The sequence below is a fragment of the Cytophaga aurantiaca DSM 3654 genome (genome assembly GCF_000379725.1).
In the GTDB taxonomy this organism is placed as follows: Bacteria; Bacteroidota; Bacteroidia; order Cytophagales; family Cytophagaceae; genus Cytophaga; species Cytophaga aurantiaca.
The window spans coordinates 13,277-37,039 of record NZ_KB903640.1 but is presented as its reverse complement, the minus strand read 5'-3'; the positions used below and the strand labels follow the sequence as shown (position 1 = coordinate 37,039).

General features: G+C 37.4%; 17 protein-coding genes and 2 tRNA genes. 10 read left to right on the top strand and 9 right to left on the bottom strand.

Translation table 11 applies throughout. From position 1 onward, the window contains the following. Position 1: 1 nt before the first annotated feature. From A3EE_RS0110900 to A3EE_RS0110890, 3 genes are all read right to left on the bottom strand, one after another. Entirely contained in the window at positions 2–3,640 is a 3,639-nt protein-coding gene (locus A3EE_RS0110900) for a gliding motility-associated C-terminal domain-containing protein (RefSeq protein ID WP_018343478.1), read from the bottom strand. A gap of 178 nt (positions 3,641–3,818) precedes the next feature. Beyond that, positions 3,819–4,421, bottom strand: coding sequence for a BamJ family beta-barrel-assembly machinery protein (gene bamJ, locus A3EE_RS0110895; protein WP_018343477.1), 603 nt, complete (start codon positions 4,419–4,421; stop codon positions 3,819–3,821). A gap of 201 nt (positions 4,422–4,622) precedes the next feature. After that, on the bottom strand, positions 4,623–5,363 hold the full coding sequence (locus A3EE_RS0110890; RefSeq protein WP_026209732.1) for a fatty acid desaturase: 741 nt from the start codon (positions 5,361–5,363) through the stop codon (positions 4,623–4,625). A gap of 247 nt (positions 5,364–5,610) precedes the next feature. Between A3EE_RS0110890 and A3EE_RS0110885 the strand changes: the two genes are divergently transcribed. Continuing rightward, entirely contained in the window at positions 5,611–6,171 is a 561-nt protein-coding gene (locus A3EE_RS0110885; protein WP_018343475.1) for a pentapeptide repeat-containing protein, read from the top strand. A 244-nt stretch (positions 6,172–6,415) separates the two neighbouring features. Then, positions 6,416–7,435 carry a glycosyltransferase family 9 protein gene (locus A3EE_RS0110880; RefSeq protein WP_018343474.1) on the top strand — a complete coding sequence of 340 codons (1,020 nt, stop codon included), beginning with the start codon at positions 6,416–6,418 and terminating at the stop codon, positions 7,433–7,435. Positions 7,436–8,073: 638 nt separating this feature from the next. On the opposite strand, the gene A3EE_RS0110875 is transcribed toward A3EE_RS0110880, so the two are convergent. Then, a tRNA-Thr gene (locus tag A3EE_RS0110875) sits at positions 8,074–8,146 on the bottom strand. A 232-nt stretch (positions 8,147–8,378) separates the two neighbouring features. On the opposite strand from A3EE_RS0110875, the gene A3EE_RS0110870 reads away from it, so the two are divergent. Together A3EE_RS0110870 and A3EE_RS0110865 are read left to right on the top strand one after the other, a co-directional pair. Continuing rightward, the gene (locus A3EE_RS0110870; protein ID WP_018343473.1) at positions 8,379–8,918 is read left to right on the top strand and encodes a hypothetical protein; all 540 of its coding nucleotides are present in this window, start codon (positions 8,379–8,381) and stop codon (positions 8,916–8,918) included. Positions 8,919–8,956: 38 nt separating this feature from the next. Further along, entirely contained in the window at positions 8,957–10,309 is a 1,353-nt protein-coding gene (locus A3EE_RS0110865) for a toxin-antitoxin system YwqK family antitoxin (RefSeq protein ID WP_018343472.1), read from the top strand. 181 nt (positions 10,310–10,490) lie between these two features. On the opposite strand, the gene A3EE_RS0110860 is transcribed toward A3EE_RS0110865, so the two are convergent. Then, positions 10,491–10,563, bottom strand: a tRNA-Thr gene (locus tag A3EE_RS0110860). A gap of 192 nt (positions 10,564–10,755) precedes the next feature. Here A3EE_RS0110860 and gyrA point away from each other — a divergent pair. The 3 genes from gyrA to A3EE_RS0110845 all read left to right on the top strand — a co-directional run bounded on the left by gyrA (position 10,756) and on the right by A3EE_RS0110845 (position 15,494). Continuing rightward, positions 10,756–13,350 carry a DNA gyrase subunit A gene (gene gyrA / locus A3EE_RS0110855; RefSeq protein ID WP_018343471.1) on the top strand — a complete coding sequence of 865 codons (2,595 nt, stop codon included), beginning with the start codon at positions 10,756–10,758 and terminating at the stop codon, positions 13,348–13,350. Positions 13,351–13,859: 509 nt separating this feature from the next. Beyond that, complete coding sequence (locus A3EE_RS0110850; protein WP_018343470.1) at positions 13,860–14,996, top strand: tetratricopeptide repeat protein; 1,137 nt, start codon at positions 13,860–13,862, stop codon at positions 14,994–14,996. 132 nt (positions 14,997–15,128) lie between these two features. After that, positions 15,129–15,494 (top strand): DUF5655 domain-containing protein, encoded by a 366-nt coding sequence (locus tag A3EE_RS0110845; protein WP_018343469.1) that lies wholly within the window; start codon positions 15,129–15,131, stop codon positions 15,492–15,494. Positions 15,495–15,530: 36 nt separating this feature from the next. On the opposite strand, the gene A3EE_RS21340 is transcribed toward A3EE_RS0110845, so the two are convergent. From A3EE_RS21340 to A3EE_RS0110825, 4 genes are all read right to left on the bottom strand, one after another. Next, entirely contained in the window at positions 15,531–16,907 is a 1,377-nt protein-coding gene (locus A3EE_RS21340) for an exonuclease domain-containing protein (protein ID WP_018343468.1), read from the bottom strand. A gap of 119 nt (positions 16,908–17,026) precedes the next feature. After that, positions 17,027–18,178 (bottom strand): DNA polymerase IV, encoded by a 1,152-nt coding sequence (gene dinB, locus A3EE_RS0110835; RefSeq protein ID WP_026209731.1) that lies wholly within the window; start codon positions 18,176–18,178, stop codon positions 17,027–17,029. Between the two features lie 639 nt (positions 18,179–18,817). Further along, the gene (locus tag A3EE_RS0110830; protein ID WP_018343466.1) at positions 18,818–19,339 is read right to left on the bottom strand and encodes a Crp/Fnr family transcriptional regulator; all 522 of its coding nucleotides are present in this window, start codon (positions 19,337–19,339) and stop codon (positions 18,818–18,820) included. 356 nt (positions 19,340–19,695) lie between these two features. Next, a complete protein-coding gene (locus A3EE_RS0110825; RefSeq protein WP_018343465.1) occupies positions 19,696–20,748 on the bottom strand; it encodes a PorP/SprF family type IX secretion system membrane protein in 1,053 nt (350 codons plus the stop codon). Positions 20,749–20,839: 91 nt separating this feature from the next. Between A3EE_RS0110825 and A3EE_RS0110820 the strand changes: the two genes are divergently transcribed. From A3EE_RS0110820 to A3EE_RS0110810, 3 genes are all read left to right on the top strand, one after another. After that, positions 20,840–21,874, top strand: a complete 1,035-nt coding sequence (locus tag A3EE_RS0110820; RefSeq protein ID WP_018343464.1) for a dipeptide epimerase — start codon at positions 20,840–20,842, stop codon at positions 21,872–21,874. Next, positions 21,862–23,001: a hypothetical protein gene (locus tag A3EE_RS0110815; protein WP_018343463.1), complete on the top strand. Its 1,140-nt coding sequence runs from the start codon at positions 21,862–21,864 to the stop codon at positions 22,999–23,001. The genes A3EE_RS0110820 and A3EE_RS0110815 overlap by 13 nt, the downstream gene beginning before the upstream one ends. 180 nt (positions 23,002–23,181) lie before the next feature. Continuing rightward, positions 23,182–23,739: an SUKH-4 family immunity protein gene (locus A3EE_RS0110810; RefSeq protein WP_018343462.1), complete on the top strand. Its 558-nt coding sequence runs from the start codon at positions 23,182–23,184 to the stop codon at positions 23,737–23,739. The last annotated feature ends 24 nt before the right edge of the window (positions 23,740–23,763 follow it).

Genomic DNA, 23,763 nt, shown 5'->3' with positions numbered 1-23,763 from the left:
CTTACTTTATTAAAGTTACGCTGCCTTCTAATGTATACGGACCTTTATAAGTGTCTGTATCACCTTCGTATGTTATAATGTAAGGATAAACACCAACAGGCATTACTTCACCTTTATAGTATCCATCCCAGAATGTTTTTTTATCCGTTGATTGAAAGATCACTTCTCCCCAGCGGTTAAAAATTGTTATTGAATATGCTCCAACGTGATTATCAAATGTTTCATAAAAATCATTTACATGATCGCCGTTTGGTGAAAAAGCATTTGAAAGGAATAATGACGGCTTACATTCTTCTTTTACAAACGTTCTTCTTGTTATTTTACACAAAAAAGAGTTATAAAGCAATACCTCGTAGGTGCCGGGCGTGCCAACCGAAATGGATTGTGTGGTTTCATTTGTTTGGATCCAATGGTATTTATAAGCATTTCCTGCATCTAAGGCTATAGTATTTCCATTATCTGAACAAAATATATATTCTTCCGGCAAGGACGAAGTGGGTAAATCGTGCACAATAAGATTTACCTGTTCACTTGCCGAACAATTATATAATGAAGCTTTTATACTATAAGTACCAGCATTGTTGGTTGAAAACAGCTTTGAGGTTGAAACAACGGATGAATTATATTTCCATTCGTATGCGAGCTGTGATAGTAAATTTGAAGGGATGTTTGTTGTTAGTACTTCGAAAGCAGCAATAGAATCAACACAGATTTCAGCATCCGATATCGTGAAATGGGGGATTGGTGTACCTATGGCAACAATGCTATCTTTATTTACACATCCATTCAGATCAGTTTCCTGTACGAAGTACTTACTTGAAGAAAGCGGTGCAACAATATTTGTACTTGATCCATTTTGAATAAACGTATTATTTGAATCAAACCAGGCATATGTTGAACCTGTAGCAGCTGTAGTATATAAGTTGATGGAACTTCCTTCACAGGATGATAATGTATCCGGACTTGTTAAAATAGGCTTGGCGTTTACTACAACAAGCACATCCTTACTGCATCCTAAAGTTTTATAGGTTAATGTATATATCCCTGAAGAAGTAGCATTCAGATCTGAAGTAACCGCATCGTTTTGAAGAACCGTATTGGTCAGACTCCAGATATAGGTTGCTGAAACAGGCGGTATGTTTGATGCATTCGCATGAAGCGTTAATCCTGAACTCAAACAATATGGACCGCCTGGATTTAGATCAGGAAGCTCATACACACTTACAGAAATGGTATCTGTATTTTTACACAGCTTAGCATCTGTGGATTCCAACACAAATGTATTTGCACCTGTTACATTCTGTGCCGTATATGCAATCTGATTTGATACGACTGTCTGCGAAGGAAGAGTATACCATTTGTTTGTTGCAGCATTGGAGTTTCCTGCAAAGGAAATTGAAGTTCCTTTGCAGATCAGTGAATCCTTTCCTGCATTAGCAATCGGTAGTGCATTGATGATAATTTTTAATATGTCGGAAGAATCCGGACAAACTCCTTTAGATGCTGTTAATGTTAAGTTGATCTGAGTTGCATTGATTTCACTTGAATTCAATGTGTAATTCGTTGATAAAGCATTCGGATTTTGAAATGTCCCTAATCCGCCAGACCATGCTAAGCCGGCTGTATTGTCGCCCGTTGCCGCAAGGGATACAACCGTTTTACCTTTACAGATTTCTATCGGCGGACCGACTTCTATTTCTGCTGGTTTATTAAACAGGATGTTGATGGTATCATCTTCCTGTGCACATAAACGTGTACCGGTAGATGTAAAGATCAGACTAATATTTCCTGCTGACAGATCTGCCGGAGATATAGTATATGTTGTGGAAGTATTTGTTGCTGCTGTATACGTTCCATTAGCCCCCGACCATATTCCTGTTGTGGTATTTGTAAGTGCTGCCGTAAGGGAAATTGTTTTAGTACGTGAACATAGAATTCTGTCCGTACCCACATTGATGATCGGTGCTTTTTCAAAACGAATAAGAATAGAATCTTTTGCATTCGGGCAGCCGCCAAGAACGACTGAAGAAGAAAGAAATAATTTTAGAGATCCTGCGTTTCGTTCTGCTAAAGTTGGGACATACAGCGGATCTACAACATTTCGGGAAGGAGTGAAGCTGCCGGAACCACCGGTCCAGCTTCCTCCATTAGTACCTGAAATATTTCCCTTTAGCTGGTAGGAAGGAATATGTTCACAAACCAAACTGTCATTTAATTGGCTTGGTAGGTTTCGCGTATCTGCATCCACGATTGCAGGCGGAAGATCAAAAGTTAAATTATCTGTTACAATATTGGGATACCACCAGGTGTTTATTGTTTCTGCAGAGCTATTATTTCCTCTGTTCTTCCATTTGTGACAGCCGGTAGTACTGGTACAGCCTGTTAAATTTACTTTTGCATCTAAAGCTGTTCCTGCAGTTATTGCTGCGTCGTCCCAATATAACTTAGGCTTTGGACCTGCGGGACGAATCAGTTCTACAATGTAGCCATCCGGGTTTGCTTCCACATCGTACAGGGGTAAGTGTGTTACACCATTCAGATAATTCACCTGAAGCGGTATGGTGGTGAGGTTTGTAATATCGTTACCCAGTCCGTCTTTGCTATTCCATGGAATGCAATTTACTCCGGCTGTAACATTTGTTATAATTAAAAGATCTTTGGTATTCGGTTGATAGCCACTTGTGCCATTCAGGTCTAAAACGATTTCAATTTGTCCTGGTTTATTAACCGTGATATTTATGCATCGGTGTAAAGGATCACAGCCCGTAACCTTACTTGGTGCAATGATACTACCGAAGCTTCCTGTAGGGTAGCAAGCAGGGTCTGGATCATTCAGGAAAATTTTATATTCTGGCAATGTATAATCACCAACCTTACTTGCTCTGTCTGCAATTACATTTCCTGTATTGGAAAGACCGGTAGAGTTTGCTGTAATCACTGCACCAAAGGGCTGCATGCCATTAAAATCAATTGCTGTAACAATACTGTCTTTGGATAGTATGTACATTTTTCCTGTAAATGGATTGGTTGTAGCATTGGTATTCATATCCCATGAATACGACCATAGACGTCCGGTTTTAGCTGTAGATCCCGAAGCTACCGTAATATCAAAGAAATCAAAGATGCGCTGCGCGTTTCCCGGGTTATCAAATTCAATATAATAATCACCGTCTACCAGTGAAGCATAACTCATTGCATTGTATCCTGCAGCTCCTACGATCTGCTGCGGACCGGCAACGGCTTGGTTGTAATTGGCTATGTAGCCTGCGCCTGAAGTTGGCAATGCCTGTGCAGGAACAATGATGTTTCCTGAGGGATCTTTTAAACGAAAAGAAATGTCATTGTCGGGTTGTTTGAAGCCAAAGTAAATGATCTCACCCGGACTGCAGATGTGAATGTATAAGCGGTTTAAAACAGGAGCATTGTAGGTTGCAAATTTTCTTCCGCGATCATTGATTTGTATGAAACCAAAATCGCTTGAGGTTGGCATTAGTTCTTTTGTACCTTCAGCAAAAGAAGGATAGGCAAGTAGAAAAAGAATCAATAAAGAGAAATAATGAATGATTGTTTTACCAATCAATTTGCGGGAAAAAGCAAAAGTAAATTCAGGACTGTATGTAAAAAGTATTTTTAACATCATAAAGCAATGGTTCTTTACCCTTACTTTATAATACAAGCGGTTTTCTGAAAAGTAACGAAATCACTAATAAAGATGTGAATATAAAATAGACTTATTCAAACCTTTGTATTTTAATTAGATAGAACAAAAAAAGAGACCCGATTAAAGGTCTCTTTTAGAATTTCAGGAATGAATCGAATTAGTTGATTGAGATCAATTCCACATCGAAAATCAATGTAGTATTCGGTCCAATCAATTCAGAAGCACCACGAGCGCCATATGCCAAATCAGATGGAACATATAATTGCCATTTAGAACCTGTAGGCATTAACTGCAATGCTTCGATCCAGCCGGCAATAACACCATTAACCGGGAAAGTAGCAGGCTGTCCGCGTTCAACAGAACTGTCGAATACTGTACCGTTGATCAATGTACCATGATAATGTGTTGTTACTTTATCCGTTGCTTTAGGTTTGGCTCCGTTTCCTTCAACCAATACTTTGTATTGCAAGCCGCTTGGAAGTGTAATTACGTCCGCTTTTGCGCCATTTGCTTTTAAGAATGCAGCACCTTCTTCAACATTTTTAGCGTGCTTACGTTGCTGCATACCTTGAAAATATGCGTTTAAGATTTGTCCACCTTTTTCTTCATCTATCTGTAAAGCTTTGTTGCCGAATACATCTGTTAATGCAGCAGTTAATGCTTCTAAATTTAGATCTTCAAATCCTTGATTTTTAAGACTTGTTGCAATGTTTACACCAAGACTATAGCTTACGGTATCTTTTTCTGTTGTGAATGCCATTGTTGTTGTTATTATAGATTTTGAACGTACAAGTTCCGATTTTAAAAAACAAATCCCAAATAACAAAAAACAAATTCCAAATGGATCAAACTAGTATGCCACTTGGCAGAACTTATTTTGATTAAAAAAAAACGGCTGAAATAGAACAATTTATGTGTCTATTTCAGCCGTTTGAAATTAGTTTTTTATTTGGGATTTGTCCTAAGCGACAACTTGGTAAGGTTTTAATTTAATAACACGAATCTTATTAAGGAAACGCATCATTTGATAACCTGAATCAAATTCAAACCATTTGATTGAATTGTTTGGATTTTGTGGGTTCGCGTGGTGATTGTTGTGAAAGGATTCACCCCAAAAGATTACATCAATCGGTAATATGTTTTTAGATGTGTTGTTCATCTTACAATTCACATAACCAAATTTATGTGCCCACCAATTTACAGCAACACCTTGTATTGAACCCATTAATATAGTTACTGGAAGAAATAAGAACATCCACCATTCGGTAGCGAATTGTACATAGAATAACGTATATATAGCGATCCAGATAAAGCGCATATAGAAGTTGTGTACAAATTTTTCAAAAGCAGGCCAATCAGGTAAATTTTTAGTATAACGTTCATCTACAAATGTCTTGCCTGTATATACATCAATGTAGTTGTTCCGTGTTTGCCACATCATCATCAATGCATTGGCAGAGTTTTGCGGAGAGTGCGGATCTTCCGGTGTATCTGTATGAGCGTGATGCAAACGGTGCAGTTTTCCATAAGCATTGGCACTGATATATGATGAACCTTGAGCTAGGAAACAGCCTACATAGAATATTTTTTCCCATGTTTTAGACATCGTGAAAATCCCATGAGCGGAATAACGATGGTGAAAAACAGATTGAAAAAATAGCGACACGTACCAGTGTATAACAAGGAAAGCAAATATGATCATATTAACGTATTAAGGATAAATTATTCTGAAAATGAGGTAATTGCATCATTTTCCGTTTTTGAAGGTACATCTAATTTGTGGATATAACTATAAGTATTTGAGTTGCATAGATAAACACCAAACCCTCAAGCCATTTACTTTTTAAATATATGTTTAATTATACGCTCATTCATTAAAATGGTTATAGTCTAAAAAAGCGCATTAAAAAAAAATAAATTTATATTTGAAAATATTTTCTTAAAACTCCATGAAAATTAAATCGAAACCTATTTCAAAAGATTATTCGAATTTGCGTTTAGAAGAAAGTGAATATGATAATCAATTGTTTTTAAACTGTGATTTTACCAATGCAAAATTGAATGGAGTCGAATTTATCGATTGCATTTTTGATAATTGCAACTTAAGTAATGCTTCATTGGATGGTGCAGCATTGAAGACCTGTACATTTAATGCCTGCAAGATGTTGGGTTTGTCGTTTTCTCAGACGCGTGATTTTGGTTTTGAGATCCATGCAGTTGAATGCAATCTTTCCTTTGCATCGTTTGATAAAAAGAAGTTGTATAAAAGTACGTTTAAGCAATGCAACATGGAAGGAGTGAATTTTACGCAGGCAGATCTTTCTAAAAGTAAATTATCCGATTGCAATTTACTTGATGCATTGTTCAACACAACAAACTTAAGCGGAGTAGATTTTAGAACAAACGTCAGTTTTTTGATTCATCCCGAAGCGAATAACATAAAGAAAGCACGGTTTCAATCACAGGATCTGCATCGCTTGCTTGCAGGTTATAATATTATTGTAGATTGATTTGTAGAAAATTGTACGCCAACCCCGATTCAACAAGGTTGGCGCTTTTATTTAAAAAATGTTTAAAAACACAGGCTACACAATTGTACTTTCGGCGTGGTACCAAAATAAAATGATTGTTTTGATAACGCCTGCGCTAGATTGACTGGTGTAAAAGTACAGCTCTAACTTTACCGAATCGTAACCGGAGTGATATGCTATAATTAACGAATTGTCTGTATCTTTATGTTATCATTTATTCTTTATGCAGAAAGCACAGGTAAACCTGAATAAAATACTTGTTATACAAACGGCATTTATTGGCGATGCTATTTTAGCAACCGCTTTGCTTGAATCCATTCATAATTCATTACCAGAAGCACGTATTGATCTATTGGTGCGCAAAGGCAATGAATCCCTTTTTCAACAGCATCCATTTTTAAATCAGGTATTGATCTGGGATAAAAAGCAATCCAAGTATAAGAATCTGTTTGCATTGCTTAAAACGATCCGTGCTTCGAAATATGATCTCGTTATAAATCTTCAGCGCTTCGGAGCTACGGGCTTACTTACGGCATTGTCGGGCGGAGGAATTACGGTAGGATATAATAAGAATCCATTCTCGTTTTTGTTTACAAAGAAAGTTCCTCATGAGTTGGATAAAGGCCTGCACGAAGTGGATCGCAACAATCAGTTGGTTGCCTGGTTTGCTTCAACATTGAAGAGGCAACCGAAACTGTACCCAACGAAAGAACACTACGCAAGGGTAGAAGTATATACACAGAAATCATTCATTTGTGCTGCACCAAACTCTGTGTGGTTTACGAAACAATATCCTGCACATAAGTGGATCGATTTTTTAAATCAGGTTCCCTTAGAGTATACTGTTTACTTACTTGGTGCACCAGGCGATGCGGAAAGCTGCAGCTGGATAAAATCTCAGGTTGTAACAAACCTTCGGATTGAAATTCTTGCAGGTAAGTTGTCTTTTTTAGAGTCTGCTGCCTTGATGGAAAAAGCAGCGATGAATTATGTGAATGATTCGGCACCTATGCATATTGCGTCTTCCATGAATGCACCGGTAGCAGCGATTTTTTGTTCAACGGTTCCAGCCTTTGGTTTCGGTCCGCTATCCGACACCTCATTCAACATCGAAACAACAGAGAAACTTGGCTGCAGACCTTGCGGATTGCATGGGTATAAGGCGTGTCCGGAAGGACATTTTAAATGTGCTGAGGGGATCGGCAAGGAGCAGCTGGTTGATGTTCTAAGTAATAGGTTTTAAGTTTTAAGAAGTGTAACCGTATCTTAGGTTATGGTTCATACTTATCTCATACTATTGGTATGGTAATTATAGGGTATTACTATGCTATACTCATACATACCTCGTACTAGGTTCATACAGTTGTCATACTATGCTCATACTGTGTTCATACTTACTTCATACTATGCTCATACTATATCCATACTTACCTCATACTATCGTCATACTTGACTCATACTTCAACCATACATAATTGGTACATTATTCAAAGTGTTTTATACAGAAAAAGCGTTACAGATTTTATTCTAATTACTAAAATAGCTTTACACCTTTCATTTAATCCCTAAATGGACTTTACATATTATCGAGTGTGTTTCTTTGGATGATTGTTGTAATCATAATCCCGTAGGGATGAAATGTTGGTAGAAAAGAAATACAAATAGAAAATCGTGCGAGTCCCATAGGGAAGGTATGTTGTTTGTGTTTGATTGTCGCTCCTAAACGGAGCTCCGTGCGTATTGGGTGGGAGGAGGTTGTCTTTCTACCAACATGACGCCCCGATGGGGCTAGCATGCCGGCGCAAGCATTCGCTTGTGCCAAAGATCATGGTGTGGGGGCAAAAAAAATGGTAAACAATTTTCATGTTTACCATTTTTAAGAGCCTCTTGTCGGGATCGAACCAACGACCTACTGATTACAAGTCAGTTGCTCTACCAGCTGAGCTAAAGAGGCTTTTACCCGTAAAGGGAGTGCAAATATAAGAACGTTTTCGGAAATATCAAACGTGTGTTTTAGGTTTTAGTTAATAAGTTTTAAGAAGTGCTGTAAAATGATGTATCTCTTTGGGTTACTATCCGTTTAATTTGGTATTAATGGTATGTTCTTCAAAGATGGTATTAATGGTATGTTCTTCAAAGAGAAATCTTGATATATTTTTATAAAGTCGGCTTTAAAACAACAACTAATGATACCAATAAATTTAAGGTTTACCATTATTTTTTTGATCCTGTTTATTCCTGTTAAAGTATTTGCTCAGCCGAGCCCAGGAGATAGCTGTGTTATTACGACTATTATTCGTTTTAGATTGTTTGAAGGCAACAAGCTTATTAAAAAAAATAATGAGCAATATGTTGTTCATACTTCAGACCCTGAAGCTGAATCGGCATGGAAGTATTGTCCATGGCAAAAGGATTCTGTTTATGCTTTTATGCTTGCACTTGATAATACAATTAACAATCCACCTTATATAATTTATATAGTTAGAAAAGAGGACACAATGGAGGTTGTAATTAAAGATATTTATTATAACTGGTTTTATATAGATTCTATACCATTTATGACTGGTCGTTATGAAATAGAACTTCCTGAAAAATCAACAACATGGGTTGATGGTAAATATTATCTGTATCAGTTCTATAAATATGGAAATTACGGCTGGGTTCTTACACCACCTTCTTGGGAAGCAATACGAGTTGATGACAAGAGGAAGAATAAAAAGAAATGAAGAATAAAAGGAAATAATTCAATTTAAAGAAAATAGCTATGCTTCGTTTTTTAAAATTTACTTTTGACTTTACATCTTTTGTAATTAATAAATTTACAACAGCTGTAATTTTCCTTTTTTTTAATTCCATTTTGTTGCATGCTCACAACACTTCTGATACAATCATTACTGTACATAACCATATTTTATTTTACGGTTATGGTAGTCACGCCCAAATGGTCGTAGTTGTTAATAATGAATTTAATGCATCAACGAAAAAATGGACTGTTACAATGGATCTCTATGGCCATATTTCAAAAGATGATTATGAATTTAACAAAATGAAAAAAGAGATTCATTTTGAAAACCTATATGAAAAAGAAATTCTTAATGGTACCTGGGTCAAAGGTGATTCTGTCAAGAATGGATATTGGATTCAATATGATTATGATTTTGCTAAAATTCGTGAAGGATTTGTTGTAAATGGCTTACGAGAGAACAAGTGGATTGAATACGATAGTGGAATTAAAATAGGAGAGGGTAACTATTTACACGGGAAAAAAGAAGGTGTGTGGATTGAATGGGTATATAATCGTAGAAACATTTACAGTGAAAAAAAAGGGATATATAAGAATGATTTGAAACAAGGTGAGTGGCTGGAATATCCATACTCTCTGAAGACTGGAGAGAAGTCATCTGTGGGAAGGAAAATCTTATATCTGAATGATACGTTAACCGGTAATTATAAAAAGAATTATCTGGTAAAATACAATAAAGAATCGGCTAATTGTGCAGCCTGTAGTCTATTGAAAGAAAATCTGATTTACATTTCCTTAAGAGGAAAAGCTGCGGAAAATATGTATCAGATAGTAAGGATTCTTGATTCTTTGAATTTAGATCTATACTCGGACAAAGTGCTTCGGACATATACAGATGAAAGCGGGAAGACTAAGATATTGACCGTACGCGAACACAATCAAAATGTTTTTGCCGGTCAATGGTGGACAGGAATGGGAAGAGGATTCGAAGGCCCTCAAGTCAACTTGAATACTTTGGTTGTAGAAAAAAAACAGGGAGCTGTCAATGGGTTCATTGATACTTTATTAAAGCAACTTAAACAATATGAATTTATAGGAAGGGCAATGCCATTATGCACTTATACGCTGGGGCCAGATCCTCTTAAAAGATCAATATCTGTAGATAACCTTTCTGTAGATGATAAAGCTGTAATTTTAAAAGCCCTTAAGATATCTCCCTATAATTCTAATCCGATTGCAGCAACAACTTATTATGCTTATTATAATATTCATGAATTATCTATGAAAGAAATTAATAAATTATTTAAGATACTTATTGAAAGCAATTCGGTTAAGAAAATTTATTGCGCGGAAGGTTATATTGTAAATTATTAGAAAGTAAAGCACACTGGGCTGTTGGCCGATGGCACAACAGCGAGTTGAGTCGTGGGTAGGTGAACGTGAGGAGCCAGCAGGATATGTTAGCACAAGCGAGAATGCTTGCGCTAGCGAGCACTTCTCAAAAAAAGAGCAAAAAAAAACGGTTCACAAATTGCGAACCGTTTTTCAATTTATGAGCCTCTTGTCGGGATCGAACCAACGACCTACTGATTACAAGTCAGTTGCTCTACCAGCTGAGCTAAAGAGGCTTTTACCCGTAAGGGAGTGCAAATATAAGAACCTTTTTTTTGATTGCAATAGATAGCCTGAAAAAAAGCAAAAAATACTTATCAACCTGTTGAAAACTTTAGCCTGTTTTATCTCTGTTTAAACGCGTTAAACAGGCAGATTTTCACTATCTTGTATCGTTATTACAAGCAATAAATTTCTTTTAAAAATATATGTCTGATCAACCTATTTCAGGAGGCACAAACATCATCCCGATCAATATCGAGGATGAAATGAGAGGTGCTTACATCGATTATTCCATGTCCGTTATTGTTTCAAGAGCATTACCGGATGTACGCGATGGTTTAAAGCCTGTTCACCGTAGAGTGTTATACGGAATGGAAGATTTGGGTGTGCATTACAACAAAGCTCATAAAAAGTCTGCCAGAATTGTCGGTGAAGTATTGGGTAAGTATCACCCGCATGGTGACTCATCTGTATACGATACCATGGTTCGTATGGCTCAGGAATGGTCGCTGCGATATCCAATGGTAGACGGACAAGGTAACTTTGGTTCTGTCGATGGAGATTCGCCTGCTGCGATGCGTTACACGGAAGCACGTTTAAAGCGTATTGCGGAAGAAATGCTTGCGGATATCAATAAAGATACAGTTGACTTTCAACCCAACTTTGATGACTCGTTACAAGAGCCGTCTGTATTGCCTGCAAAAGTTCCCAACTTATTAATAAATGGTTCGTCTGGTATTGCCGTAGGTATGGCAACCAACATGGCACCTCATAATATCTCTGAAGTAATTGACGGTATTGTTGCGTTTATTGATAACAACGATATTACAATCCCTGAATTGATGGTTCATATTAAAGGACCTGATTTCCCTACAGGTGCTACCATCTACGGTTATCAGGGAATTCGTTCTGCGTTTGAAACGGGAAGAGGTCGTATCGTACTTCGTTCGCGTTCAACCATTGAACATACTTCTACCGGAAAAGAGCAGATCATTATCTCTGAAATTCCATACCAGGTAAACAAAGCTGCCATGATCGAGAAGATCGCAGCCATGGTAAATGAAAAGAAAATTGAAGGCATCAGCGATATCCGTGATGAATCGGATAGAGATGGGATGCGTATCGTTTTCGATCTAAAAAGAGATGCCATCTCAAATGTTGTCTTAAACAACTTATTCAAATATTCTCAGTTACAATCTTCTTTCAGTGTAAACAACGTGTGTCTTGTTAAAGGTCGCCCGATGACATTGAACCTAAAGGAGATGATCATGTATTTCGTTGAACACCGTCACGAGGTTGTTACACGCCGTACAGAATTCGAATTAAAAGAAGCTGAGAAAAGAGCACATATTTTACAAGGTTATTTAATTGCTTTAGATCACTTAGATGAAGTAATTAAATTAATCCGTGAATCCCGTGATCCGGAAGCGGCTCGTATCGGCTTGATGTCGAACTTTGGTATGTCTGAGATTCAGGCGAAAGCGGTACTTGACTTAAGACTGCAACGTCTTACAGGCATGGAGCGTGACAAGATCATCAAAGAATACGAAGAGATCATGGCCTTGATCAATCGTTTGAAAGAAATTCTTGGAAGCAAAGAACTTCGTATGCAGATCATCAAAGATGAATTGGCAGAGATGAAAGAACGTTACGGCGATGCCCGTAGATCTGACATTGTTCATGCATCAGATGATATCAATATCGAAGACATGATTCCGGAAGAGCAAATGGTTATTACTATTTCTCATGAAGGTTATATCAAACGTACTGCATTAACAGAATACAGAACACAAGGCAGAGGCGGCGTTGGTTCTAAAGGAGCAGGTTCTAAGGAGTCTGATTTTACAGAACATTTATTCGTAGCGTCTACACATAATTACTTACTGTTCTTTACGGAATTCGGTAAAGTATTCTGGCTGAAAGTATATGAAATCCCTGAAGGAGGTAAGACTACAAAAGGTCGTGCGATCCAGAACGTTATACAAATTGAACCGGGTGATAAAGTTCGCACCGTCATCAATGTGAAAACATTAACAGACGACGATTATATCAATAACAATTATCTTGTTATGTGTACCGAACAAGGTGTGATCAAGAAGACAACTCTTGAGGCTTATTCAAGACCACGTACCGGCGGTATCAATGCGATAACAATCCATGAAGGAGATCGTTTGTTAGATGTAAAAATGACATCGGGCAGCGATGAATTGGTGATCGCATTGCGTTCAGGCAGAGCGATTCGTTTCAACGAAAGCAAAGTTCGTCCAATGGGAAGAACAGCAGCAGGTGTGAAAGGGGTTACATTAGCGCACGATAAAGATGTAGTTGTAGGCTTGGTAGCAATCAGTTCTCCGGATACAACTTTATTGGTAGTTTCTGAAAAAGGATACGGAAAACGTTCGGACATTGAAGATTACCGTGTAACAAACAGAGGTGGTAAAGGTGTGAAGACGCTTAACATCTCTGAAAAAACAGGTAACCTGGTAAGTATCTTAGGTGTGAACGATCAGTATCAGATCATGATCATCAATAAATCCGGTATCACGATACGTATGGCGGTATCTGATCTGAGAGTAATGGGTAGAGCAACGCAAGGTGTTCGACTTATTAAGATTCAGGAAGGGGATTCGATTGCTTCGGTAGCGAAGTTTGAATTCACCGATATCATCGACGAGGAAGGTGAATTAGCAAAACCGGATCTGAGCGATGTAATTGTTGCTGAAGAAGGTGTTGCAGATGAGGCTGAAGAAGAAGCGGAGGATGAAAGTCCGGAAGATTCTACAGAAGAATCACCTGAATAATTAAAATAAACTATTGTAAATAAATCAATTACATGCAAAACCATAAATCTATACTGTAGGTTTGTGGTTTTGTTGTTTATAGGGTAAATTCTAGCCATTTAAATCCGTTGGCTAAAGCCAAACGGCAATTAATGCTAAGTTTATGGTTATATTTAACATCTGCTCGGCTTTCATTGCCGTCTCATTTATGAGACGGATCAATAGATTTATTTTGGGTTTTTAATTTTAATAATTTAAAGTTCATTAACATTATGGCATATTAATTGAATTATTTTGGGTGCTATTGTTGGTGTTTGTGCCTGAAGGTATGTGCAGGTAGAGGAAGCGCATTTGCGCAGATCACCAACAATCCAGGCAGAGTTAACTATTGAGATTAATGGGTTGTTGGTAGCCCGCGTTGTTTTCTGATCATTAAAATAACATTTAAGCGTGCGGGAATACCAACAACAGCGTTCATTTCTCATAACCAATAACATTGATTATTAATTACCTATAACCGTTTTACTGATATGAGTCGTTTACTTGCCTTCGTTTTTATACTTGCTTCATTCACTTTGCAGGCACAGGTTGCTACCTTAACCAATGCTATTTTGTACCACAACGATGGTAATCTGGTAAAGGCGAAGGAAGAAATTGATAAAGCATGTGTCAATGAAAAAACGATTGTTATGCCGAAGACCTGGTATTATACCGGTGTTATTTACAAAGATATTTATCAGGCATCGACAGCTGAAGGGCAGACATTGAATGAGGCGGCGTTAAAAAAATCTACAGATGCCTTTTTGAAAGTATATGAACTGGAAAAACCTGCGGCAGAGTTTAGCAAAAAATCCAAAGAAGGGTTGGAGCAGATCTGGGCAATCTCGATCAACAATGGAGTAAGTTTGTATCAGGAAGAAAAATACAATCCATCTATTGTTGAGTTTGAGCGTGCGCAGAGCATTAAGCCTGCGGATACTACAGCGTATGTATATGCTTTTTATGCAGCCAATGAGTTGGAGAATAATGAATTGCTGGAGAAGTATGCTGCTAAACTGGTTGCATTAAATTATTCAAGCGAAGCGATCTATTACATACAGATCAAAATGTTGATGGATAAAAATTTGTTGGATAGTGCGCTCGCAAGTTCGAATAGAGCGGTATTGAAATATCCATCCGATGTTGCTTTGAAAACACAGCAGACAGAGTTGTATGTTAAGATGAATAAATCGAAGGAAGCGATTGAAAATCTAAAAGCTTTATCCGCGAAGAATCCGAATGATGTTCAACTATTGCTAAATATTGGTTCTCAGTACAGCAATCTGAATGATGTTGCAAATGCTGAGACGTATTATAAAAAAGTAATTGCATTGGATTCAACAAACTACATAGCAAATTTTAATATGTCTGTGTACAGTGTTAAAAAGGCGGAAGCGATTGGTAGTAAGATCAGTGCTTATGACAATGCGCAACGCAAAGCCAGCAACACCTATTTCCCGAATCTGTCAACCGATCCGCTGCGCATTCAATTGCGCAACGAATTAAAAGAAACTAAAAAATACGCAGATAGAGCTGCAGCTAAGATTGGCACTGATGCTGATAAGAAGAAAAACATCGATGCTATTTTGAACAACATCAAATCGTTTGAAAATCAGTTTTTGAAGTAGGCGAGAGCTTTATTTTACGTTTTGTTCACGAACGACACCTTCAAGGTTTTGAAAACCTTGAAGGTGTTTCTACATAGGGATAAGTATGTTCTTATTAAATAGCTAGAATGTATATATTTTATTATTGAATGGATGAGTAAAGAACTAGATGATTTTTTGAGCGGAAAATCAGAACATACCCAAATGTTGTTTGATCATTTCATTCAGACCTATAAGACGATTGGCAAGATTGAAATTCTTCCTGCGAAAACAATGATCGGAATTGGTAACGGCCACAAACGTGTTGCCTACATTACACAACTGGGTAAGAATTTTATTCATGTTGTATTTCCTTTTAAACAACCTTATAACGACAATCTCTGTTTTCAGAAAATTGCTCAGGTACCCGATGATAACAAGCAGTTCAATCATCATTTTCGCATGCTGTTATCAGAAGATATCAATGCTGAAGTGATGGATTTTATGAAGCTTGCATATACAGAAGAAGGAAAAAAGTAAACCGAAGAATGGCTTTAATGTGATTTATACAACGTGCTATCTTTCAGTTTGTATTGTAGTGTTGTTGATCTCATAAACGGCGGTGCTGCGATTATACATCGCCAGTATTTTTTGAATGTCCTGATTGTCGGCATGGCCGTTTACAAAAGGTTTTAACTCTTCCATTGATGTTGCTGTAACATCATCGGACACGTATCCATAACCTAGATATTTTCCGGATTCAATAAGTATCACTGCATATTCACCTACATAGCGTCCGGATTGTTTGATCACATACGTTCGCTTGTTGTCATCAAATGAACGCACCGCTGTTTCGATTTTTGCATTGTAAGCACCGATTGAAATCCGTCCGTTGCAAGCCGAGCATTGTATAATTGCTGAACAATTTGCTGTTTGCAATCCACTGCGGCGGTGACAAAGTTCATGCTCCCGTACTTTTTCCAGTAAAAACCCCCGAGCTTCACCAATGCTTGGGAAAGAAAGTACAGGCTTAAGTTGTTTGCTTACAGGAGCGATAGAGAAACGCTGATAGCCAACCGAATCTTCGTATTGGAAGATGCCGTAATTCTTTTCGCTTAATTTCTGAATCCTGTTGTGCGGAGGCCAGTACTTTTTGATCTCAGCAGATTCCAATAGTAGTGCAAGCAATTCGCTTCCACAGATCTCTGAACTTACACCATAAATGGTGTTCATGAACTGCTGGCTTTTTATGCTGTGTTGTTTACCGGAGAAGTGACTGATCACACGTTTTTTGATGTTGATCGCTTTACCTACATAAATGATTTTTCCTTTTGCATCGTGAAAATAATATACTCCCGGTGTGTCGGGCAATGCATCAAACTGTTCACGCGGCAGGTGTGCGGGCAGCAAGGTTTCTCTTGAATTCGACTTGAGGGATTTGCTTATAAAATTCTCTGTATCATTCAGTAATAGTTTGTGAAGTAACTGTGTTGTTGCAGCTGCATCACCCGTAGCGCGGTGGCGATCCTGTATATTAATAGACAGACTGCCGCATAAATTACCAAGGCTGTAGGATGGAAGTCCGGGGAAAATTTTACGGCTCAAGCGCACGGTACACAACTTAGGACGATTGAACGGAATGTCAAGTGTTGCTAGTTCCTTTTTCACAAACGTATAATCGAAGTTCACATTATGTGCCACAAAAATACTGTCTTTGGTAAAGCTTAGAATTTCTTTCGCAACATCTCTGAACACAGGTGCATCAACAACCATTTCGTCGGTGATGCCTGTAAGTGAAGTAATGAAAGGAGGGATGCGGCGCTCCGGATTTATCAGTGTATGATAACTATCGACAATCGTTTCTCCGTCGAAATTGTATATGGCAATTTCGATGATGCGGTTGCCCGAAGCATGTCCGCCGGTGGTTTCGATATCTATGATGGAATATAGCATTCAATTTTGTATTGTTTGTTTGGGCAAACCTCCAAGGATTTCAATAATTAGAGTTATTTGATTATCAATTGTATTTAATCCTTGGAGGTTTCGAAACAATCTGGACTATAGCTTATTCTTTAATGTGATCTCTTATTTCCAAGCACCCGTTTTACCGCATCCTGTCCGTATTTTACACGAATCTTATCCATGGCAGCGTACAGATTGTGTGTCTTTTCGGGCTGTTCAAACAGACTTGCCTGATAGTTTCCATGTACCAGATTGCTCAGACGAACACCAATGAGGCGTACGTATTTCTGTTTGTTATAAAGCGAATCAAACAACGGTCCGATCTTTTCCATCAACACCGCATCTGAAGATGTATAAGAAAACGAACATTGTTTGGTTTCTTTTTCAAAGTTTGAATACTTGATCTTAACGGTCAGGCAGCCTGTGAGAAATTTTTTCTGTCGAAGTGTAAAGCAAAGCTCTTCAACCATTTTCAATAAGTTGATGCGCATGCCGTTCACATCTTTGCTGTCTTCGCGAAAAGTGGTTTCGGTAGAAATGGATTTGCGTTCGGAGTATGGTTCGATCGCAGAGTGATCGATTCCATTGGCACGCATCCACAAGCCGGAGCCGTGTTTACCAAGCAGCTGTTCAAGCTTTAACACAGGTGTATTGCTTAATGTTCCTATATCGAAAATACCGGCGTTGTGTAAAATCTCTGTCGTCTTTTTGCCAACCATCGGAATTTTTTCGATCGGTAATGGTGCAAGAAATTCTTTTTCGGTGCCTGCCGGAACATATAAAAAGCCATTCGGTTTGGATAAGCCCGTAGCAATTTTAGAAACAACTTTATTGACTGATAATCCGCATGAAATGGGCAGTCCGGATTCTTTTATAATGGTTTCACGCAGTTCGGTTGTCCATTTTACAATTCCGAAAAAGCGATCCATGCCCGTGATATCGAGGTAAAATTCATCGATGGATGCCTGTTCGTACACAGGCGCTTTTTCGTGGATGATCTGTCGTACGATCTTCGAATATTTGCTGTATTCTTCCATATCGCCATGGATAAATATGGCATCCGGACAAAGCTGCTTTGCTTTTTGGCTGGACATGGCTGAACGTATGCCGAATTTGCGGGCTTCGTAGCTGCAAGATGCAACCACGCCGCGTTCGCTGGAACCGCCAATGATCAAAGGTTTTCCTCTAAGTTCAGGCCTGCGTAAAAGCTCAACCGAAACAAAAAATGAATCCAGATCCATGTGTACAATTGAGCGTTCCATAGTATATTTGCTAATTATATTAGTAGATATACAGCATAAAAATGAATTTAATAACTAAATATGTTAGTATTATTTATGTTGATTGCTGGAAGATTTACTATATAATACAATTTACTAATATATATAGACTATGAATCTGCATAAAGTATTGTGAGTTAAATGAAATAGATGAGAGAATAAAAACTTGGTATTAGAGATAGGCAGTACTAATTTTCAATAGTATTATTCAAATATATAGCGTTTCGTAAGTTTGATTTCATTTTAATAAATTCTACATAATATGTCTGCTAACAATTCTAACAAGAATACAATGCAGTAGATGAATCGGGAATAAATTAATATTCTAAAACGAATAAGAAGCTCTGCAATGGAATCATAATGTATGTGTATAAGCGGTATATTATCAAATATTTACCTGTATTTGTGTTATATAATTTACATTATGTTAAATAAGATATTGAATAAAAGGAATACTAATCCCCTTTATAATGCTGTATGATGATTGATTTGATTTTGAATGGTTGTTGTTAAAATGAAATCTAAAACTGTTAAAAAGTATGTGCTCTCTTCTTGTGTTACACAAATCAAAAATTGTATTATATGTAAATCTATTTTTTTATTTCCGCCTTGGCTGCTTCATTAACTTTGCTTCTTTTTTTTAATCCGACTTAACGATACAGTTGTTATCCCTAAATATGATGCAATGATATTTTGAGGAATTCGGTTAACAATATTGGGATTTTGTAAGATCAGATTTTTGTACCTGTCTTCGGGTTTAATTTTTAGCAAGTCTACAATCCGTTTGTTGTAGATCAGAACGCGTTTGATAAATGTTTGATAAAAAATATCCTTAATGTGTTCGTTTGAAGATAAATATTTATCAAAATCGATTTTTGTTACAATGCAAAACGTACACTCTTCAAGTGTTTCTACATTAAAAATACTTGGTTCATTGAACATGAAACTTTCTACAGAAGTAAAAATTTGCTCTTCAAATAATAATGCTGTAGTAACTTCCTTTGTAAGATCCTGATACCAACCTCTTACACAACCTTCTTTGATTAGATATAACTTATCCGTAAAACCTCCTTCAGCTATTATCAATGTTTTAGCAGGAACAGTAATTTCGGTTGTAAAAACTGAGTTGATAAAATCTTGCATTTCTATACTTAATTTAAGTAAATATAGTAAAAATACAACTTAATGAATGATAAAAGTCACTTTTTTACTTTTAAATCGAATTGATAATCTGTAAATTGTTGTATTACAGATTATAATAAACGGATTTTTCCAGGTACAAAATATGAAATCTCCTTTCTGCTGGCCAATTTTTCCATTCACCTCATGCAAATTAGAAATTCTAAGAATTACATTGAATCTAAAATCTGCTGAAAAAAAGTACTACGTTATCCATCCGATACTCTAAGTAACAAATATTTACTGAGATTTTCAGCATGGAGATTTGTTTTAATTATTGAAAAATATTAATACAGGTAGATTACTAAAACCTGTATCAATTAATAAGTCTGGTATGAGCGCTGGAAGTTCGGGCAAGGAATAATTCTGCTAGTTGCTCTCGACTTTTTATAAGGAACTTTGAATTGATAGATCAATGAAATTTCATGTGATCCGCCACTTTGTTTTGTAGTCAGCGATGAAATGGTGTAATCGTAGCTATAGGTAAATGCCCAGCCTTTCTGCACATAACCGATCATGGGAATAAGTGCTTCGTTGTTCGGTTTTCCATTGTTTGGCAATATCGGTATTCCTCTATACCACAAACCAATCATGATGGGATTGTATGTATAATAAACTCCTATATCCAATTGATTGTTTGATCCTTGGCTCTTAAAGTTTAAAGTTGGAGTTAAGCTGATTTCTTTCTTTCCTGAAGTATGATTTTTATAACCTCCAGTGCCGTTGAGCATGATCTTGTATCCTGTTTGAAGATTTATCCGCACGGGCAGATCATATCCGGAAATATTTGTAAAGGATTGATTTGGGGTATTGATGTGGTTAAATCCTGCTCCGAACCAAAAATATTTATTGTAGACCAATCCTCCTGCTCCGATATCTGCAAATGTCTTTGATTGGCTGGTTTGAAGAATCGGATCGTTAGAGCCTGCACCGGTTGTTCCGTTGTTATCGATCTGATCTCCGAACAGTGCATTTGTATAATTACCATCTCGAATTACCATTCCAATCTGAAGACCCGGTCTGAATGACCAGCCATTTTCCAAAGGAACTAAATAAGAAACAGACCCATTTATTTCTGTTGAGTTGGTCCGCGCCTGACCTTGCGCATCACGCATGATCCAAAGTCCTACGCCGGTGCGGGCAGATTCAATCAAATGATCCCCCCAAATTGCAAAGGTATTATAGGGTTTGGCTACATTGGTCCATTGAGTACGGTAATTTAATCCGAATCGTGTATTGTTTCCGGTTCCGGCAAATGCAGGATTGGAATACAAGGGCGCATTGTAATATTGAGAAAACTGCACATCCTGTCCATGCAATAGAAAGCTATTGATGGAGACCAAAAAGACAGTGAATTTTAAAAGGATTTTCATATTTCGGAAAAAACAAAAATAGCTATTTATTCTATTAAATGTTGTTATTGGAACGGAAACAATACCTATTTTAGTACACAAATTCGAAAATATGCAAAACACGTATTGGGAATGTCAGCGGTTACAATTGCCATTGAAGTATACCTGGAAGATCTCCAGAAATGCTTCCACTGAAAAGATCAATCTGCTGGTGTTGCTGCATCATGCTGATAAAACGTATGCAGGTGAAGCTGCTCCAAATATTCGTTATGAAGAAACAATTGAATTGATTGAATCTCAATTTATTACTTTTTCCAATGCATGGAGTTCCAGATTCTTAACGGATGAAAATGCCTATAATGAATTGCTCGACTCATTAAAACTTTGCCAGTCGTTGCGGTTTGCATTGGAAAGTGCTTACGTACATTTGCGTTGCGATGCTGACAGTCAATTTTTTAAGCGTTATACGAATCTTGATCTTCATACGACTCCCCTTGCAACTTCCTACACCTTGCCTATCATGGATCCGGGTGCTATTCAGGAGTTTATCAAGACGCACAATTTAACACGTTTTGATTCTTTAAAAATTAAAACCGGTAAAGAAGAAAGTAAAGAACTGATCAAAACAGCACATCGCTATTTTGAAAAAGCGATTCGTGTGGATGCGAATGAAGCCTGGGAAGATCCGGATCTATTGATCAAAGAAATGGAAGATTTGAGGTCTTTACCTCTGGAATTTATGGAACAGCCTTTTGCTTCAGATCAGAAAGATGCCTATAGATACCTTAAAAAGTACAGCAAAATTCCAATAATTGCAGATGAGTCGATAACTTTTAGCCCAAATTTAAAAGAAATTAAAGAACTTTTCCACGGGGTAAACATGAAGTTAATGAAGGCCGGTGGTTATCGTGAAGGGGCTCGTATTTTGCTGGAATCTAAAGAGTTAGGCTTAAAAACAATGGTAGGTTGTATGGTCGAAACTACCATTGGAATACGCTCTGGTATGTGGATTTCAGGCAATTCCGACTATATTGATTTAGATGGAAGTTTTGTAATTGACAATGAACCTTTTAAATTAGTATCCGAAAACCTTGGAAGGTTAGTCATTCACAAAAGTAATTTTTTCATTGAAAGATGGCAAAAGTAGCGAAAAAGAACGCGAGTAGTTCAAAAAAAAGTACAACTACCAAAAAAGTAGTTGCGAAAAAGGCTGAGAAACCGAAAAAAGCACCTGCTAAGGCTGCACCTGCTGCTTCCAAAAAGAAAGTAGTGGCAAAGCCTGTTAAAAAGGCAGCTCCTGCTAAAAAGGTTGTTTCCAAGAAAGTTGTTGCGAAAAAAACTACTAAACCAGTAGCTGCTAAGAAAGTTACCTCTAAACCGGTTGCTAAAAAAGCTGCTGTAAAAGCTAAAGCACCGGCTGCTAAAAAGCCAGTTGCTAAAAAAGCTGTTGTTCCGGTATCTAAAAAGGCTGCTCCTGCTGTAAAGGCAAAAGTTGCTCCTGCTGCTAAAAAGGTTGCTGAAAAAGTACTGCCTAAAAAAGTTGAAGCACCTAAAGTTGTAGTTCCAAAAGCAAAAGCTGTTGAAACCAAGACTAAAGCTCCGGTGGTTACTGCTCCGGTATCAACACCTGCTGCTGCCGGAAAACCGAGACGTAAAAAGAAAAATGATGACGATGATGACGATGACGAGGAAGTAGTTGTTTTCCGCAAACCGGTAAAAACAGCTAAGCCTGCTGCTAAAAAGTTGTCAGCGAAATATGCTTCTGAAGAATTGACGATGGAAGGTCCAGCTCCAAAGAGAGTTGGTCAGATTACCATGACTTCCGATGAAAAAATAAAACTGAAGAAGGCTTTATTAAATAAGTGTATTGACATTCAAAAAAATACAGTTTCCATTTCTAAAAAAGCAATGGAAGATGCATTGACGAGTGCGAATGCAGAAAAAGTAACAGAAGAGTTATCCGATTCATTTAGAGAATCTATGCATGCAACACGTGATATGTATGCAAGACAAGCAAATGAAGGCGTTAACAATTTAGGTCTGTTGAACAGAATCAATATTGTTGAGCACGATAAAGTTAAATTCGGTTCGGTTGTATTTACAAACTTTCAGAATTATTTTATCAGTACTGGCTTGGGAGAAATTAAAGTAGATGACTTGAGTTTTCAGGCGGTGTCTACCCTTGCTCCTCTATTCCAGATATTGGTTGATAAGAGAAAAGGTGATACCTTCATGTTCTTAGATAGATTGTATACAGTGATTGAAGTATTTTAACTAGTCACGTTGACATATGATATAAAAGCCTCATTCGACCAGATCGGATGAGGCTTTTTTTTGTTTTAAGTTCTAAGTAATAAGTTCTAAGAAATGTTTATCAAAACATTCGGACTTAATGTTGAGCAATTATGATAGAATATCTTAGAACTTAAAACTTAAAACTTATACCTTTGCCCTATGATTATTCAAGACTACATCGACTACTGGGACGAACAAAATATCGAATTAGAAAAAATTAAGCCGGAGTCTGTACATACAATTCCGTTACCTGTAGATATACTGGAGTTTCTTTCAATGGTTGGTTTACCTAAGGAAGCTGCGCCTTACCTGACTTTTAACATAACCACCTTCCCTGCTTTTACTTCGCCGGATGACTTGTATGACCTGGAAGACAGACCTGATCTGTCGGATTGGTTTATCATTGGTGAAACAGGCGAAAGCAATCCCATCTGCATTGACCCGATGAATGGATACCGCATCTGTTATGTTGAAACAGAAAACGATTTCAAGGCAGTCTTTATGAATAGTTCATTGGATAAACTTGCGATCTGTATTTATCTGTATGAAAAGTTTATTGAAAATTATTCTACAGAAGAAAGCGAAAATTTAGTGTTTGCAGATGCTGATTGGGAATATCTGAAAAAGCAGTTTATTGAGATTGATCCGGAAGCTCTAGCAGAAGGTTCTTTTTGGGATTATTATCTGGAGTATCTGTTGGTAGATAGAGAAGATTAGTAGTCAGTAGACGGTGGTCAGTTG